General features: G+C 63.2%; 13 protein-coding genes. 5 read left to right on the forward strand and 8 right to left on the reverse strand.

Annotated elements, in window-relative coordinates:
- The first annotated feature begins 10 nt into the window (after window positions 1-10).
- The gene (locus tag HX790_RS19245) at window positions 11-958 is read left to right on the forward strand and encodes a D-isomer specific 2-hydroxyacid dehydrogenase family protein (protein ID WP_017137759.1); all 948 of its coding nucleotides are present in this window, start codon (window positions 11-13) and stop codon (window positions 956-958) included.
- 139 nt (window positions 959-1,097) lie between these two features.
- Here the strand turns inward: HX790_RS19245 and HX790_RS19250 are convergent, their stop codons facing one another.
- From HX790_RS19250 to HX790_RS19270, 5 genes are all read right to left on the reverse strand, one after another.
- Window positions 1,098-1,979, reverse strand: a complete 882-nt coding sequence (locus HX790_RS19250; protein WP_176991948.1) for a LysR family transcriptional regulator — start codon at window positions 1,977-1,979, stop codon at window positions 1,098-1,100.
- Between the two features lie 116 nt (window positions 1,980-2,095).
- Window positions 2,096-2,713, reverse strand: coding sequence for an isochorismate family cysteine hydrolase YcaC (ycaC, locus tag HX790_RS19255; protein WP_017137757.1), 618 nt, complete (start codon window positions 2,711-2,713; stop codon window positions 2,096-2,098).
- A 28-nt stretch (window positions 2,714-2,741) separates the two neighbouring features.
- Window positions 2,742-4,580 (reverse strand): amidohydrolase, encoded by a 1,839-nt coding sequence (locus tag HX790_RS19260; RefSeq protein WP_176991949.1) that lies wholly within the window; start codon window positions 4,578-4,580, stop codon window positions 2,742-2,744.
- Complete coding sequence (locus HX790_RS19265; protein ID WP_017137755.1) at window positions 4,577-5,167, reverse strand: antibiotic biosynthesis monooxygenase; 591 nt, start codon at window positions 5,165-5,167, stop codon at window positions 4,577-4,579. Before HX790_RS19265 ends, HX790_RS19260 begins: the two co-directional genes overlap by 4 nt.
- Window positions 5,168-5,264: 97 nt before the next feature.
- Window positions 5,265-6,173, reverse strand: coding sequence for a LysR substrate-binding domain-containing protein (locus HX790_RS19270; protein WP_056857896.1), 909 nt, complete (start codon window positions 6,171-6,173; stop codon window positions 5,265-5,267).
- A gap of 204 nt (window positions 6,174-6,377) precedes the next feature.
- On the opposite strand from HX790_RS19270, the gene HX790_RS19275 reads away from it, so the two are divergent.
- Window positions 6,378-6,776: a helix-turn-helix domain-containing protein gene (locus HX790_RS19275; RefSeq protein WP_017137753.1), complete on the forward strand. Its 399-nt coding sequence runs from the start codon at window positions 6,378-6,380 to the stop codon at window positions 6,774-6,776.
- 57 nt (window positions 6,777-6,833) lie between these two features.
- Window positions 6,834-9,596, forward strand: a complete 2,763-nt coding sequence (locus HX790_RS19280) for a winged helix-turn-helix domain-containing protein (RefSeq protein ID WP_169987226.1) — start codon at window positions 6,834-6,836, stop codon at window positions 9,594-9,596.
- Here the strand turns inward: HX790_RS19280 and HX790_RS19285 are convergent.
- Both HX790_RS19285 and HX790_RS19290 read right to left on the reverse strand, forming a co-directional pair.
- Window positions 9,543-10,982, reverse strand: coding sequence for a winged helix-turn-helix domain-containing protein (locus tag HX790_RS19285; protein WP_032865759.1), 1,440 nt, complete (start codon window positions 10,980-10,982; stop codon window positions 9,543-9,545). The two genes, HX790_RS19280 and HX790_RS19285, sit on opposite strands and share 54 nt — an antisense overlap.
- 147 nt (window positions 10,983-11,129) lie before the next feature.
- The gene (locus HX790_RS19290) at window positions 11,130-12,080 is read right to left on the reverse strand and encodes a GlxA family transcriptional regulator (protein ID WP_017137750.1); all 951 of its coding nucleotides are present in this window, start codon (window positions 12,078-12,080) and stop codon (window positions 11,130-11,132) included.
- Between the two features lie 180 nt (window positions 12,081-12,260).
- Between HX790_RS19290 and HX790_RS19295 the strand changes: the two genes are divergently transcribed.
- Together HX790_RS19295 and HX790_RS19300 are read left to right on the forward strand one after the other, a co-directional pair.
- A complete protein-coding gene (locus HX790_RS19295; RefSeq protein ID WP_017137749.1) occupies window positions 12,261-12,983 on the forward strand; it encodes a pirin family protein in 723 nt (240 codons plus the stop codon).
- A 145-nt stretch (window positions 12,984-13,128) separates the two neighbouring features.
- The gene (locus HX790_RS19300) at window positions 13,129-13,398 is read left to right on the forward strand and encodes a hypothetical protein (protein ID WP_017137748.1); all 270 of its coding nucleotides are present in this window, start codon (window positions 13,129-13,131) and stop codon (window positions 13,396-13,398) included.
- Window positions 13,399-13,544: 146 nt separating this feature from the next.
- On the opposite strand, the gene HX790_RS19305 is transcribed toward HX790_RS19300, so the two are convergent.
- Complete coding sequence (locus HX790_RS19305) at window positions 13,545-14,543, reverse strand: quinone oxidoreductase (protein ID WP_017137747.1); 999 nt, start codon at window positions 14,541-14,543, stop codon at window positions 13,545-13,547.
- Window positions 14,544-14,592: the final 49 nt, after the last annotated feature.

Raw genomic sequence — 14,592 nt, forward strand, 5'->3', positions numbered from 1 at the left:
AGGAACGCTCATGAGTCAGGTGATTATCGCCAGCCAGCTGGACGAAGATTACAACCAGGTATTGCGCGAACGCCTTGCCTCGATCCACCCCCATGCCCAGGTGATCGGCGTGCCGGCCGGTGTACCCAGCGACCTGCCGCCCCAGGCCAATATCCTGCTGCTGCGCCCTATCAATGTGCGCGGCTACACCGCGCCCGATACTCCGCCGCCGGGCTGGCCGTATGGCGCGCAGTGGGTACACCTGGTGTCGTCGGGCATCGATTTCTACCCGCAGTGGCTGTTCAACGGCCCGCCGGTGACCACCTCACGGGGCAGTGCGGCCGATAACCTTGCCGAGTTCGCCCTGGCGGCGATCTTTGCGGCGGCCAAGCATTTGCCGGCTATCTGGGTGAAGGATGCCCAGTGGACATTCACCGCGCTGCGCCCGCTCAAGGGCAGCACATTGGGCATTCTCGGCTTTGGTGCGATCGGCAAGAGCCTGGCGCAAAAAGCCCAGGCCTTGGGGATCAACGTGGTTGCGCTGCGCCAGAGCCAGGCACCCTTTGAGGTGGACCATGTTGAGGCCGCCAAGGACATCCACGACCTGTTTGCCCGCGCCGACCACCTGGTGCTGGCGGCGCCGCTCACCGAGGCCACGCGGCATATTGTCGACCGCGATGTGCTCGGCAGCGCCAAGCCGGGATTGCACCTGATCAATATTGCGCGCGGTGGTTTGCTGGATCAGGAGGCCCTGCTGGAAGCCCTGGATAACGGTCAGATCGGCCTTGCCTCGCTGGATGTGACCGAGCCGGAGCCACTGCCGCAGGGCCACCCGTTGTACAGCCATGCGCGGGTGCGGTTGTCGCCGCATACCTCGGCGATTTCGACCAACAGCCAGCAGGAGATTGCCGATACGTTCCTGGCGAATCTGCAGCGGTATGTGGACGGTTCAACGTTGGCCAATCTTGTCGCCCCTTGAATATGTGTGGGAGCTGGCTTGTGTGGGAGCTGGCTTGCCTGCGATGCAGTCACCTCGGTGTGTCAGTCACACCAAGGTGATGCTATCGCAGGCAAGCCAGCTCCCACATAAGCCAGTCTTCACAATAGATGCGTGTGAGTCAGCAACCGCTGGCCAGGCGTTCGCGCAAAAACTCCACCAGCGCCTGCACTGGCCGCGAACTTTGCCGGTGCTGTGGATAGACCGCCGAGAGCGTCAGGGCCTCGGGGGCGAAGTCATCCAGCAACGTCACCAAACGCCCGTCCTTCAAGGCCTCGGCGACGATAAAGGTCGGCAAATAAGTGACGCCCAACCCGGCGATCGCAGTGTCGCGCAGCAACTCGCCATTGTTTACGCGCATTCGTCCACTGACGCTGAGCGCCTGCAACTTGCCTTTGAAGCGCCATTGCACTTGGCGGCCATGGCCGTAGGGCAGGCAGTCGTGGTCGGCCAGGTCTTCAGGCCTGAGCGGCGTACCCTTGGCGGCGAGGTAATCAGGGCTGGCGCAATACACTCGCTGCACACTGGCGATGCGCCGGGCAATCAGGGTTGAGTCTTCCAGCGTGCCGATGCGCAAGACCAGGTCGTAGCCCTCGCCGATCAGGTCCACCGGGCGATCACTCAAGTCGACTTCCACCGACACCTGCGGGTGGCGTTGCAGGAACTGCGGCAACAGGCAGCCCAGATGGGCCATGGCAAACGACAACGGCGCGCTGAGCCGAATCGTGCCCCGCGGTTCGCTGTTCTGGCCGGCGATGCCCTGCTCCACTTGCTCGACTTCACCGAGCAGGCGCAAAGCGGATTCGTAATAACTCTGGCCCAGTGGCGTGACGTCCAGCCGACGCGTGGAGCGGTTGAGCAGGCGCACGCCGAGGCGGTCTTCCAACTGGATAAGGCGGCGGCTGACGAACTGCTTGGACAGGCCGAGTTGCTCGGCGGCGGCGGTGAAGCTGCCGGACTCCATGACCTGGCAAAACAGGCGCATGTCTTCGAAGGGGTTCATTGTCGCTTCTCGGTGGACATTTGGCTGGTTTATAGCCTGTCAGCCGCTACGACACAATCAAATGCAGGAGGGGCTTGCCCCCTCCTACAGGGTTAATCTACCCCTTCAAACGCAGCTTACTTGGCCGTAAACGCCGAGTAGCTGTTCATCAGGTTACGGTAGTTCGGAATGCGCGGCGACAGCAGGTTGGCCAGGCCTTCCATGTCGTTGCGCCAGTCAACTTGCAGTTCACAGGCGACAGAGAACCAGTTCACCAATTGTGCGCCGGCGGCCGTCATGCGTGCCCAAGCGGCTTGTTGCACGGTTTCGTTGAAGGTACCCGAGGCGTCGGTCACCACGAACACCTCAAAGCCTTCAGCGAGGGCGCACAGGGTCGGGAACGCGACGCACACATCCGTTACCACGCCGGCAATGATGATCTGTTTGCGGCCGGTGGCCTTGACGGCCTTGACGAAATCTTCGTTGTCCCACGCGTTGATCTGGCCAGGGCGGGCGATGTAAGGCGCGTCCGGGAACAGTGCCTTGAGTTCCGGAACCAACGGGCCGTTAGGGCCACTTTCGAAACTGGTGGTGAGGATGGTCGGCAGGTTGAAGAACTTGGCCACGTCGGCCAGGGCCAACACGTTGTTCTTGAACTCGTTCGGAGAGAAGTCTTGCACCAGGGAAATCAGGCCGGTCTGGTGATCGACCAGCAATACAACGGCGTCATCTTTGTTCAAGCGCTTGTAAGTCATGGGTGAACTCCTTTGGGTGTTTTTAAAATCAGAAGGCAAAGCACGAGCAACCAAACGCGCCCCAGAAACCCTGGAAATCGCTGACCGGTACGCTGGAAAGCCGCGCTTTTTCATGGCCGTGGGCGTGCACGCCGCACGGTCCGCTGCAGTGGTGTACTTGAGCTTGCACCGGTGAACCTGGGCGCCAGTGCCCCGGCACCTTGACCACCGGCGACCAGTCCGGCAGCACCGGTACTTGGGGCGGGGCGAAATCTTCGAAGTCGCCGGCGCCGTACACCACCTTGCCGCCGACCACGGTCAGTACCGACTCGATCCATTTGATGGCTTCTTCATCGACGCTGAAGAAGTCCGCCGAGAGGGCCGCCACATCCGCCAACTGGCCGACCTTGATCTGGCCCTTCTTGCCCTGCTCCGAGGAGAACCAGGCGCTGCCGTGGGTGAACAATTCCAGCGCGGTGAGGCGCGGCAGGCCTTCGGCGTGCAGCTCCAGGCCGCCGACGGTGCGGCCGCTGACCATCCAGTACAGCGAAGTCCAGGGGTTGTAGCTCGAGACCCGCGTGGCGTCGGTGCCCGCCCCTACCGGCACGCCTTCGGCCAGCATGCGCTTGATCGGTGGCGTGGCTTCGGCGGCCTTGGCGCCGTAGCGCTCGACAAAATATTCGCCCTGGAACGCCATGCGGTCCTGGATCGCGATACCACCGCCCAAGGCCCGGACGCGCTCGATGTTTTTCGGCGTAATGGTTTCGGCGTGGTCGAAGAACCACGGCAGACCATTGAACGGAATGTCGCGGTTGACCTTCTCGAACACATCGAGCATGCGCGAGATGGATTCGTCGTACGTGGCGTGCAGCCGGAACGGCCAGCGCTGCTCAACCAAATGGCGCACCACCGGTTCCAGTTCCTGCTCCATGGTCAACGGCAGGTCGGGGCGTGGCTCAAGGAAATCTTCGAAGTCCGCCGCCGAAAACACCAGCATCTCGCCTGCGCCGTTGTGGCGCAGGTAATCGTCGCCCTGGTGCAGGGTGACGCTGCCGGTCCATTGCTTGAAATCGCTGAGTTCTTCCTTGGGCTTTTGGGTGAACAGGTTGTAGGCGATGCGCACCGTCAGCTGTTGGTCCTTGGCCAGTTGTTCAATGACCGCGTAGTCATCGGGGTAGTTCTGGAAACCACCGCCGGCGTCGATGGCGCTGGTGAGGCCCAGGCGATTGAGTTCACGCATGAACTGGCGGGTCGAATTGACCTGGTATTCGAGCGGCAGTTTCGGGCCCTTGGCCAGGGTTGCATACAAGATCATCGCGTTGGGACGCGCCACCAGCATGCCGGTGGGGTTGCCGTTGCTGTCGCGCACAATCTCGCCGCCCGGCGGGTTCGGCGTGTCCTTGGTGTAACCGGCCACGCGCAGGGCGGCGCGGTTGAGCAAGGCACGGTCATACAGGTGCAGCACGAACACCGGCGTATCTGGCGCGGCCTGATTCAACTCTTCCAGGGTCGGCATGCGTTTTTCGGCGAACTGGAATTCGTTCCAGCCCCCCACCACACGCACCCATTGCGGCGTCGGCGTGCGATCGGCTTGATCCTTGAGCATGCGCAACGCATCGGCCAGTGACGGCACGCCTTCCCAGCGCAGTTCAAGGTTGTAGTTCAGCCCGCCACGGATCAGGTGCAAGTGCGAGTCGTTAAGGCCGGGGATCACGGTGCGGCCCTTGAGGTCGATGACCTGGGTGCCGCTGCCGCGCAGGGCCATGGCCTCGCCGTCGGTGCCGACCGCGACAAAGCGGCCCTTGTGGATTGCGACCGCAGTGGCCCGTGGGTTTTCGCGGTCCACGGTGTGGAACTGGCCATTGAACAGAATCAGATCGGCGTTCATAGGGTGTCCTTTACAGAGGCTTCAAGCCAGGGAGCGAACAGGCGGGTGGCGGCCGGCATCAGCAGGTACACCACCAGCAACACGATGGTCAGCGTCACCAGAAAAGTGGACACCACATAGTTGGACAGGAACGGGTGCAAGCGCAGGATCGGGCCCCAGATAAACGGCAACAGCAGGGTTTGCGGCAGGATCACGCACAGGCTGACCACGGCCTGCTTCCAGCGCGGCGGTTTGGCGGCGCTGTCGGCCAGGGGCGCGAACCAGAACTCGTTGGCGGCACCGATTTCGGTTTTGTCGCCGTCGGCCAGCATCGGCGCCGCTTCAGCGATCAGCGCCTGGCGTTCGGGGGAGTCGAGCCAGCGTTGCAGCGCGTCGGTGGAGCGATAGCGCAAGACGCAGGTAAACAGCGCCTGCCCGCCCTGCTTGCCGCGCACCACATCCACACCGAGGTGGCCGGGGCGCTCACCGGCGATGCGCACGATGCGCCGCAGCCAGGCCTCGTAATCGGCTTCACGGCCGGCCTTGATCAGGTGTTTGACGACCAGGGTGACGACTTCGTCGGGGCTGGTTTCAGGTGTCGGGTCCATATGGTGTGTTTCCCCCCTGGAGAGTTGAGCGATGGGGGGAGTCTGGCGGGGAACCGGGGGCGGGAATTGGATGTTTGTGCTGTCTCGCCTGGCGCGCTCACGCCATCCGCGCCATATGCTCACCGATGCGCGAGCGCAACCAGCGCTCCGCCGGGTCGTTGTCATGCACGCCGCTCCAGACCATCGACAATTCCGAGGCTTCAATCGCGAACGGCGGGTCCTCGGCGCGCAGCACGGTGCCTTCGGTCAAGGCACAGGCGGCGTAGTCGGGCACTGTCGCGATGATTTGCGTGCCCGCCAAAAGTGCGCGCAAGCCGCTGAATTGCGGCACCGCCAGCACCACCCTGCGCGCCCGGCCGATGCGGGCCAGGTCAAGGTCGATATTGCCGCTCAAGTCCCCCGAAAACGACACCATCGCGTGGGGCCGCGTGCAGTAGTCATCCAGTGTCAACGGCGCCGCGCCGTCGTCGCCGCGCAGTACCTTGCAGGGAATATCCCGCAGCTTCTTGCGCTTGGCATTCGCCGGCAGTTCGGTGGTGTAGCTGACGCCCACGGAAATCTCGCCACTGGCCAGCAACGAAGACATCAACAGGTAATTGGCGCGGCGTACCACCACGATGATCCCCGGTGCCTCTTCGCGCAGCTGGCTGAGCAACGGCGGGAACAGACCGAACTCGGCATCATCGGACAGGCCGATTCGAAACACCGCGCAGCTGGTGGAAGGGTCGAAATCCTTGGCGCGGCTGACCGCGCCTGAAATGGTGTCCATCGCCGGTTGCAGCTCCTTGAGTATCGCCACCGCCCGTGGCGTGGGCTCCATGCCGCGCCCGTTGCGCAGCAGCAACGGGTCGTCGAACAAATCGCGCAGGCGCCCGAGCGCGGCACTCACGGCCGGCTGGCCCATGAAAAGCTTTTCGGCGACCCGGGTCAGGTTCTTCTCGAACATCAGCGCCTCGAAAATCACCAACAGGTTCATGTCGACGCGGCGCAGGTCGTTGCGGTTCATGGCGGTATCCAAACGGTTATCAGGCCGTCAGGTAAGCATGCCGGACAGATCGCAGATTGCATGCCTGTGCTGTCTTTTCCGGGCGCGCACCTGGCGAAATTAACAACGATTAACTCGCCAGCCAGACGGCCCGGCGCCAAAAATACAGCGGTCTACACTGCATCCATTCACCGGGAACGCTCCCATCGACTACGGATATTTGTCATGGCCCGACTTGATGACTGTGCCCCTCGCCTTGGCGTCACCGGTGGCTTGTGCCCCCGGCGCGAGCGAGTTGCCAAGCAACTGATCCTCGCCAACCTCGGCGAAAGCCTGGCAATTGCCGACTTGGCGCAGGCCTGTGCGCTGTCGCGCAGCCATTTTTCCCGTGCGTTCAAGTGCACCACCGGGCTGTCGCCCCAGGAGTGGATTCGCCAACAGCGCATTCAGCGGGCCAAGGAACTGATCACCGGATCGTCCCTGAGCCTGACCCAGATCAGCGTCGAATGCGGCTTCTGCGACCAGGCGCACTTCTGCCATATGTTCACGCGCAGCGAGGGCGTGAACCCGATGACCTGGCGAAGTCACCACATCCGTCAAAAATCACAGGTGATTGCAGCCTAGTGGTCTGCACCGGCCTGGAATATGCTGGCCAAACTCTTTTCCTGAACAGGGGCCACTATGCGTGACCTCAACGACCAGGCCGTGCATTTCGGTCCCTACCGTGTCCACCCGCGCCAGCGCCTGGTGCTGGAGGCTGGCCGCCCCTTGCGCCTGAGCCGACGCGCGCTAGAAATCTTGCTGATTTTGCTGGAGCACGCCGGCAATGTGGTGAGCAAGCAGGAACTGATCACGCGGGTATGGCCCAAAACGGTGGTCGAAGACGGCAACCTGCGTGTGCATATGGCCGCGTTGCGCAAGGCCCTGGGCGATGGCCAGGCCGGGCAGCGCTATATCGTCACCGTCGCCCAGCGCGGCTACAGCTTTGTCGCCCCCCTGAGCATTGAACCGATGACGACAGCCATCGACGGTATTCCCCACAACCAGGGCCATAACCTGCCGCTGCGCCGTACGCGGATGATTGGCCGCCAGGTGTTGATCGACGCACTGGTGCAGCAACTGCCGCAGCAACGCTTCATCACCCTGACCGGCGCGGGCGGTATCGGCAAGACCACCGTGGCGCTGCGTGTGGCGGAATTATTGATCGGCCATTACCGCGACGGCATTCACCTGCTGGATCTGGCGCCGCTCAGCGCGCCGTCAATGATCCTGCCCAACCTGGCCGCCCTGCTCCATCTCGCACCCACCGAACATGACCCGCTGCTGACCTTGGCCCGAAGCCTGCACGCGCGGCAGTTGCTGCTGGTGATCGACAACTGCGAACACCTGCTGGACGACATCGCGCTGATCAGCGAAACCTTACTGCGTCACCTGCCACACCTGCACATTTTGGCCACCAGTCGCGAAGCCCTGCGCGCCGAGGGCGAGTACGTGCAACGCCTGGAGCCGCTGGCCTGCCCACCCGCCACCGGGAACCGCGCCCAGGCCCTCGGCTACCCGGCCTTGCAACTGCTGATCGAGCGTGCCATGTCGCACCAGGACAGTTTTGAGCTCAGCGAGGCGCAACTGCCCCTGGCGATCGAGATCTGCAAGCGCCTGGACGGCATTCCCCTGGCAATCGAATTGGTCGCCACGCAGATCGAGCGCTTCGGCTTGCCGGGTTTGCTGGTGCAGATGGAGGACAATCTGCGCCTGCTCAACCGTGGCCTGCGCAGCGACCTGCCCCGCCAGCAAACCTTGCGCGCCACGCTGGATTGGAGTTTTAACCTGCTCACCGCGTGCGAACAGATCTGCCTGCGCCGCCTCGCGGTGTTTCGCGGCGGGTTCAGCCTGGCAAGCGCGGCGGCGGTGATCGCCGGGGAGCAGATCGCACCGGCCGAAGTGCTGGGTTCGATCACCCAACTGGTGGCCAAGTCGCTGCTCAACGTCGAGGCCGGCGATGATGACATGGTCTATCGTCTGCTGGATGTCACCCGCAGCTATGCCCTGGAAAAGCTCGACCACGCAGCTGAACTCGACAGCACACGCGAACGCCATGCGGCGCGCTGTCTGGCGCTGATGGACCAGGCGCGGGAAGACTGGGAATTCACTGCCACCGAGCTGTGGATCAACCGTTATGCGCCGTTGCGCGAGGACATTCGCGCCGCCCTCGACTGGGGCTTGGGCGAACACGGCGCGCACCTGCTTGGCATTCGCCTGACGGTCAGCGCCATGCCCTTGTGGCAGGAGTTGTCGCTGCTGCGCGAACATGGGCTGTACGTAGACCAGGCCCTGGCGCTGATGCCGCAATCGGGCGCGCCCTGCACGCAGTTGACCATGCAACTGCAACTGGCCCTGGGCAGCCTGTCCTATCACGCCTTGGGCGGCGCACCGCAGACCATCGCTGCGTTTGTGGCGGCCCGGCGCCTGGCGCAAGCGCTCCAAGACAATGGGGGCCAGTTGCGAGCCGTCTCCGGGCACATGGCGGTCAACCTGTGTGCCGGCCGCTACCGTGAGGCGCTGGAGCAGAGCATGCAGTTCGACCGCCTCGACCCGCGCACCGATCCGCTGCTGGATTTGAGTGCCCAGCGCTTACGGGTACTGGCCCAGCATTTCGCGGGCAACCAGGTCCTGGCCCTGCACAATGCCGAACAAGTACTACAGCGCATGGCCCACAGTGGCCATCTCAACCGTTTCACCCATGGCTTTGGCGTGCAATACGACCAGAGTGTGGCGTCGCTGACGGTGCTGGCGCGCATCCTGTGGCTGCGCGGGTTTCCAGAGCGGGCCGCACGAATGGCAAACCAGGCGCTGGAGCTGGCGTTGCAGATCAACCACGGCACCTCTATCTGCTACACCCTGGCCCTGGCCAGCGTACCGATTACCCACTACAACGGTGGCAGCGGCGCGGCGCACGCGCTGCTGGCGCTGTTGCTGGAGCACTCACAGAAACATTCGGTGCAGTTGTTTCATACCTGGGCGCGGCATTACGAGGGCACCGCACCCCATGCGACATTGCAAGGCCTGGGCCTGGTTCAGGACATACTGGTGACCTTCAATGCCGCGCAGGTAGATGACACGGTATTTGAGCGCGCAAGAAACGGCGCGGCCGGTTGGTGCACGGCCGAGATTCTCAGGGTGCGCGCCGAGGCCCTGCCCGACCTGCGCGCGCGCGAATCGCTGCTGCTGGAGGCATTGGGCTTGGCGCACGAGCAAGGCGCACTGGCCTGGCAGTTGCGCTGCGCGACCTCACTGGCTTGCCTGTGGCAAAGCCAGGGCCGTGTGCGGGCAGCACGTGAGCTGTTGAATTCGGTCTACGGGCAATTTACCGAAGGCTATGCCACCCAGGATCTAGTCCGCGTGCGCAGCCTGCTCGACCAGTTGCAGGACAAACGGCCGGCCTGAAAATGGCCCCAGATAATGCCCATAGCCCTGCTGCAAACGCGCCACCTGCAACGGGTCACGCAGCTGCGCCAGGGCGTAGCTGCGCACACTGTTGAGCAGCCGATAGCGCCGCGGGCCGGGGCCGGGCTCGACCACCAGGGAAGACGTCGCGACCAGGCGTGCCAGCAGGTAAGCCAGGTCGGCGTGCGCAAGTTCAGTGCCGGCCACCAGTTCGGTCAAGGCTGGCAACGTCACCGCGCTTTTGAACAGCGCCAATTGCAGGAACAGCCAACGCTGCGGCAGGCTCAGGCGTTGATACGTCCAATCCAGCGCCGCCGTCAGCGACTGATGGCGCTCGACCGCCGTGCGTCGGCCACGCCTTAACACTTGCACGCCGTTGTGTAACTGCTTTTGCAACCCGCGTATTCCCAGGGCTTCAACCTGGGCCGCCGCCAGTTCCAGCGCCAGCGGGATGCCGTCCAGACGCCGGCAGATATCGCACAACGGCGCCAGGTCCTCAGACCGCAGTACAAATCCCTGCTGACCGGCACGCACCCGCGCCACAAACAATTGCAGGGCCGGATACAGCATGGCCTGCTCGACACCGCCCCGGTCAGCCGACGTCGGCAACGCCAGCCGGGGCACGTGGTGCACCCATTCGCCGGGCACCTGCAAGGTTTCGCGGCTGGTCAGCAGCACGCTCACCTGAGGCGCTTTGGCTTGCAGTGTATGCACCAGATGACGGCAGGCGCCCAGCAACAAATCGGCATTATCGAGCACCAGCAACAGTTGCCGGGCGGCCAATTGCTCGCACAGTGCATGGGCGCCGACACAGGGTTGGAGGTGCAGGGTTTCGCTCAGGTAGTCCAGCAACCGGTTCGGCGCCTGCACAGTTGCCAGGTCCAGCCACCACACGCCATCGCGATAACGCGGCAACACCCGTTCGGCCAGGGCCAGCGCCACGCTGCTCTTGCCGATTCCGGCGCAACCGGTGAGCATCATCAGCCGTTGGCCGCCCAGGCGTCGAACCAGGCTGCCCAGCAGTTCGTCGCGGCCGATCACCGGGCTGAGCCGTGCGGCCAGATTGTGCCGAGGCCGCGGTGCCGGTGACGGCGCCACGCAACAGTAGCCGCGTTGCGGTTCATTGAGGATATAGCGTTGTCCGTCCAGCGCACGACGCAGGGCGGCGATGTGCACGCGCAAATTATTGTCTTCCACCACGCTGTTCGGCCAGACCCGGCCGATCAAGGTGTCCTTGCTGACAAATTGCCCCGGCGTCTCCAACAGTATCGCGAGGATATCCAGCGCACGCCCACCCAATGGCACCGGCTGGCCGGTCTTGCTGACCAGACGTTGATCACGATGAAAGGTATAGGGGCCGAAGCTCACCGAGTGTGCATTGTTCATCTGCTGACAGCGCTGGAACACCCGGCCTTGGGCGCCTGCGCCTCCTTTCAAGGGGCCTGGGGCTATCTTGCCAGCTATGCGTGACAGGACAATGCTGGCACAGGGAGCGACACGGACAATCAGGGCAGCCAGACGGACATTTCGGCGTCAACTGAACTGTTGTCGGTACTGCGTGGGGTTAAGGCCGAGTTTTTCACTGAACAGAAAGCGCATATGCCGCACGCTGCCGAACCCTGCGCGGAAAGCCACGGTCTTGAGCGGCAGGTCTGTGCTTTCCAGCAGGTGCCGGGCACGGTCGATACGCGCGCCTTGCACAAAGGCCATGGGCGTCATGCCCACCTCTTTGGCGAACAGCCGCGCAAAATGGCGCGCGCTCATGCCCGCCAGCGCGGCCATGGACACGATGCTCAATGGCTGATCCAACTGCGCCAGCACCTGGTTCTGCACGCGGGTGATCGGGGTTTCCAGCGGCGCGACGGCGGCGGTCATCGGGCTGAACTGAGCCTGCCCGCCCTGGCGTTTCATCACCACCAGCAGCACCTTGGCGACGTCGACCGCCACCTGCCGGCCATGGTCCTGGGCGATGATCGACAGCGCCAGGTCGATGCCGGCAGTGACCCCGCCGGAGGTAATCAAGCGGCCATCCTGCAAGTAAATGCGATCGGTCTCGACGGTGGCCTTGGGAAAGCCTTTGATCAGGCGGTCGGTGTAGTGCCAGTGCGTGGTGACGCGGTGGCCGTCCAGCAGCCCGGCGTGCCCCAGCACAAAGGCGCCGGTGCAGATCGAACCGAAGCGCCGTGCCCGAGGCGCTGCGGCCCGCAGCCAAGGCAGCAGAGCCGGATGGCATTCGTTATAAGCGCCAGGCCCGCCGGGCACCAGCAGAAGGTCGTAGGCCTCATCGGCATGCGCCAGTTGCAGGTCGGCATGCACGTGCACGCCATTGGAGGCGCGCAGCGGACCGGGCTCGGTACCGATCGTCAGGATCCGATAATGCTCCGACGCCGGCAAGTAGCGATTGGCTATGGAAAACACCTCCAGCGGCCCGGCCATATCGAGCAGCAGGAAGTCTGGAAACAGCGCCATGGCCACGGTTTTCATCAAGAGCAAGTCCATCGTAACGGGAGTCGGGACGGCATTATGGCACGCTTGAAACTGTCAACTAAAATGAGACATTAATTCAATTTTCAGCTTATTAATGAATCACTGGAAAACCATTAACCTTCTTCTCAACGCAAGCGCCCTGCATTTCGCAGCCAGCGCTCACTTGAGGACAAGACCATGCTGACCCTTCGCAAAGCCTCGGAACGCGGCGCCGCCAATCACGGTTGGTTGAAGTCGTTCCACACCTTCTCGTTTGCCAACTACTGGGATCCCAAGGAGCAGGGTTTTTCCGACCTGCTGGTGATCAACGATGACCGCGTCGCCGCCGGCAAAGGCTTCGGCCAGCACCCGCATCGGGACATGGAGATTTTCTCCTATGTGCTCGAAGGCGCCCTGGAACACAAGGACACCCTGGGCACCGGTTCGGTGATCCGCCCTGGCGACGTGCAACTGATGAGCGCCGGCAGCGGCGTGGCCCACAGCGAGTTCAACCACAGCCAGAGCCATGGCGTGCACTTCCTGCAGATCTGGATTGTGCCGAATGTGGTCGGCGCCGAACCGCGCTACCAACAGGAGCACTTCAGCGCAGCGCAAAAACGTGGGCGCTTGCAGTTGATCATCTCGCCGGAAGGCACGGATGGCTCGCTCAACGTTCGCCAGGATGCACGGGTGTATGCCGGGCTGTTCAACGGCGACGAAACCGCAACCCTGGACGTGCCGGCGGACCGCCATGTGTACGTGCACGTGGCCCGCGGCAGCGTCGAACTCAATGGCCACCGCTTGCAGGAAGGCGATGGCGCACGGCTGCGCAATGAGCGGCAGATCCGCCTGAGCCAGGGCGAAGACGCCGAGGTGCTGGTGTTTGACCTGCGCCCTCAGGAACTGCCGCAGATGCCTTGAGCGCCTGCACGATGGCCCGCCACAACGGGCCATCGCTGGCGTCGATAGTCACCATCAGCGCAATGAAGTTCTCTTAAAAAATCCAACGCGTACCATCAAACCCATACCCGGCAACACCCAACTACAACTCTCGGAGCACACCACCATGAAACGCCAACTCTTGCTTAGCCTCGCTTTCTCGGTACTGGCTGCCAACGCTTTTGCCCACCCGGTTGTCGCTGAAGGCGGCGCGGATCGCCTGCAAGGCAACCACGTAGCCGAAAATGGTTCTGACCGTCTGCAGGAACGCCGTATAGCCGAAGGTGGCGCTGATCGCTTGCAGGAACGTGGCCTGGCTGAAGGCGGTGCTGATCGCCTGCAGGAACGCGGCCTGGCTGAAGGTGGTTCGGATCGCCTGCAGAGCAACCACGTATAACCCCCGCTGTTGGCGAGGCACCCCAAACCGGCCTGATCAGCCGGTTTTTTTTCGCCTGCGATCTGGCCATGTACCCACCCAACTTCTGGTTAACGCAGTGCCTGTGGCAAGCTTGCTCGCCACAACAAGACTGCTCGCCACACCGATCAGCGCAGGTCGCGGTCCACCCACAACACAGCCTTGCCGATCTGCTGGCGCGCCTCGATGCGCGCGTGTACCTGTTGCACCGTCTCCAGGCTGTAATGGCCCTCGATCTCCACGCTCAACGACCCTTCCAGCATCGCCGCGAACACCGCATTGGCACGCCGCTGCACGGTCGCCCCGTCGGCCATGTGGTCCGCCAGACGTGGTCGGGTCAAAAACAGCGAGCCCGCCTCGCCCAATTCAATCGGGTCCAAATCGCTCAGTGAGCCCGACACGTTGCCATAATTGACGATCAAACCCCGCGTGCGGCAAGCACGGAAACTCTCGCGCAAGGTGTTTTTGCCGACTGAATCAAACACCACATCCACCCCGCGGCCATCCGTGGCTTGCAGCACCTGATCGGCAAAGCCGTCATAGGTCCAGGCCTGGTGGGCGCCACGTTGCCGGGCAATCGCGCATTTTTCGGCGCTGCTGCCGGTGGTCAACACGGTCGCGCCCAACCGCCGCGCCATCTGCACCAACAACTGGCCGATGCTGCCGGACGCCGCGTGAATCAGGCAGCTGCTGCCGGCCTGCAAGCGTGCCACGTCCTCAACCAGGTAGTGCGCGGTGCAACCCTGAAACATCGCGGCTGCGGCCTGATCGAAGCCGATGGCCGTCGGAATCTGCGCGACTTTGTCGGCAGGCACGTTGGCGTATTCGGCATAGGCGCCCCAGGCAATGCACCAGGCCACCCGGTCGCCCACGGCCAGGTGGCCCACGCCCGGGCCAACCTCAACCACCACGCCGGCGCCCTCCATGCCCAAGGTGCAAGGCAAGCGCACCGGGTAAGTCACCGACGCCGCGTATTTGCCCTGGCGGGTATGAATATCCATGAAATTAATCCCGGCGCAGGCCACCTTGACCAGCACATGCCCGGCCGTGACCTGGGGTTTGGCCACATCATGGCGCAGTTGGGCGACATCGGGACCGCCGTAGGCTTGCAGGGTAATGGCTTTCATCAGGGAACAACTCCGTTTGCACTGGGAAGCGGCCATGGTAAAAGGGATT

It is taken from the genome of Pseudomonas sp. IPO3747 (assembly GCF_013385245.1).
GTDB lineage: Bacteria > Pseudomonadota > Gammaproteobacteria > Pseudomonadales > Pseudomonadaceae > Aquipseudomonas > Aquipseudomonas edaphica.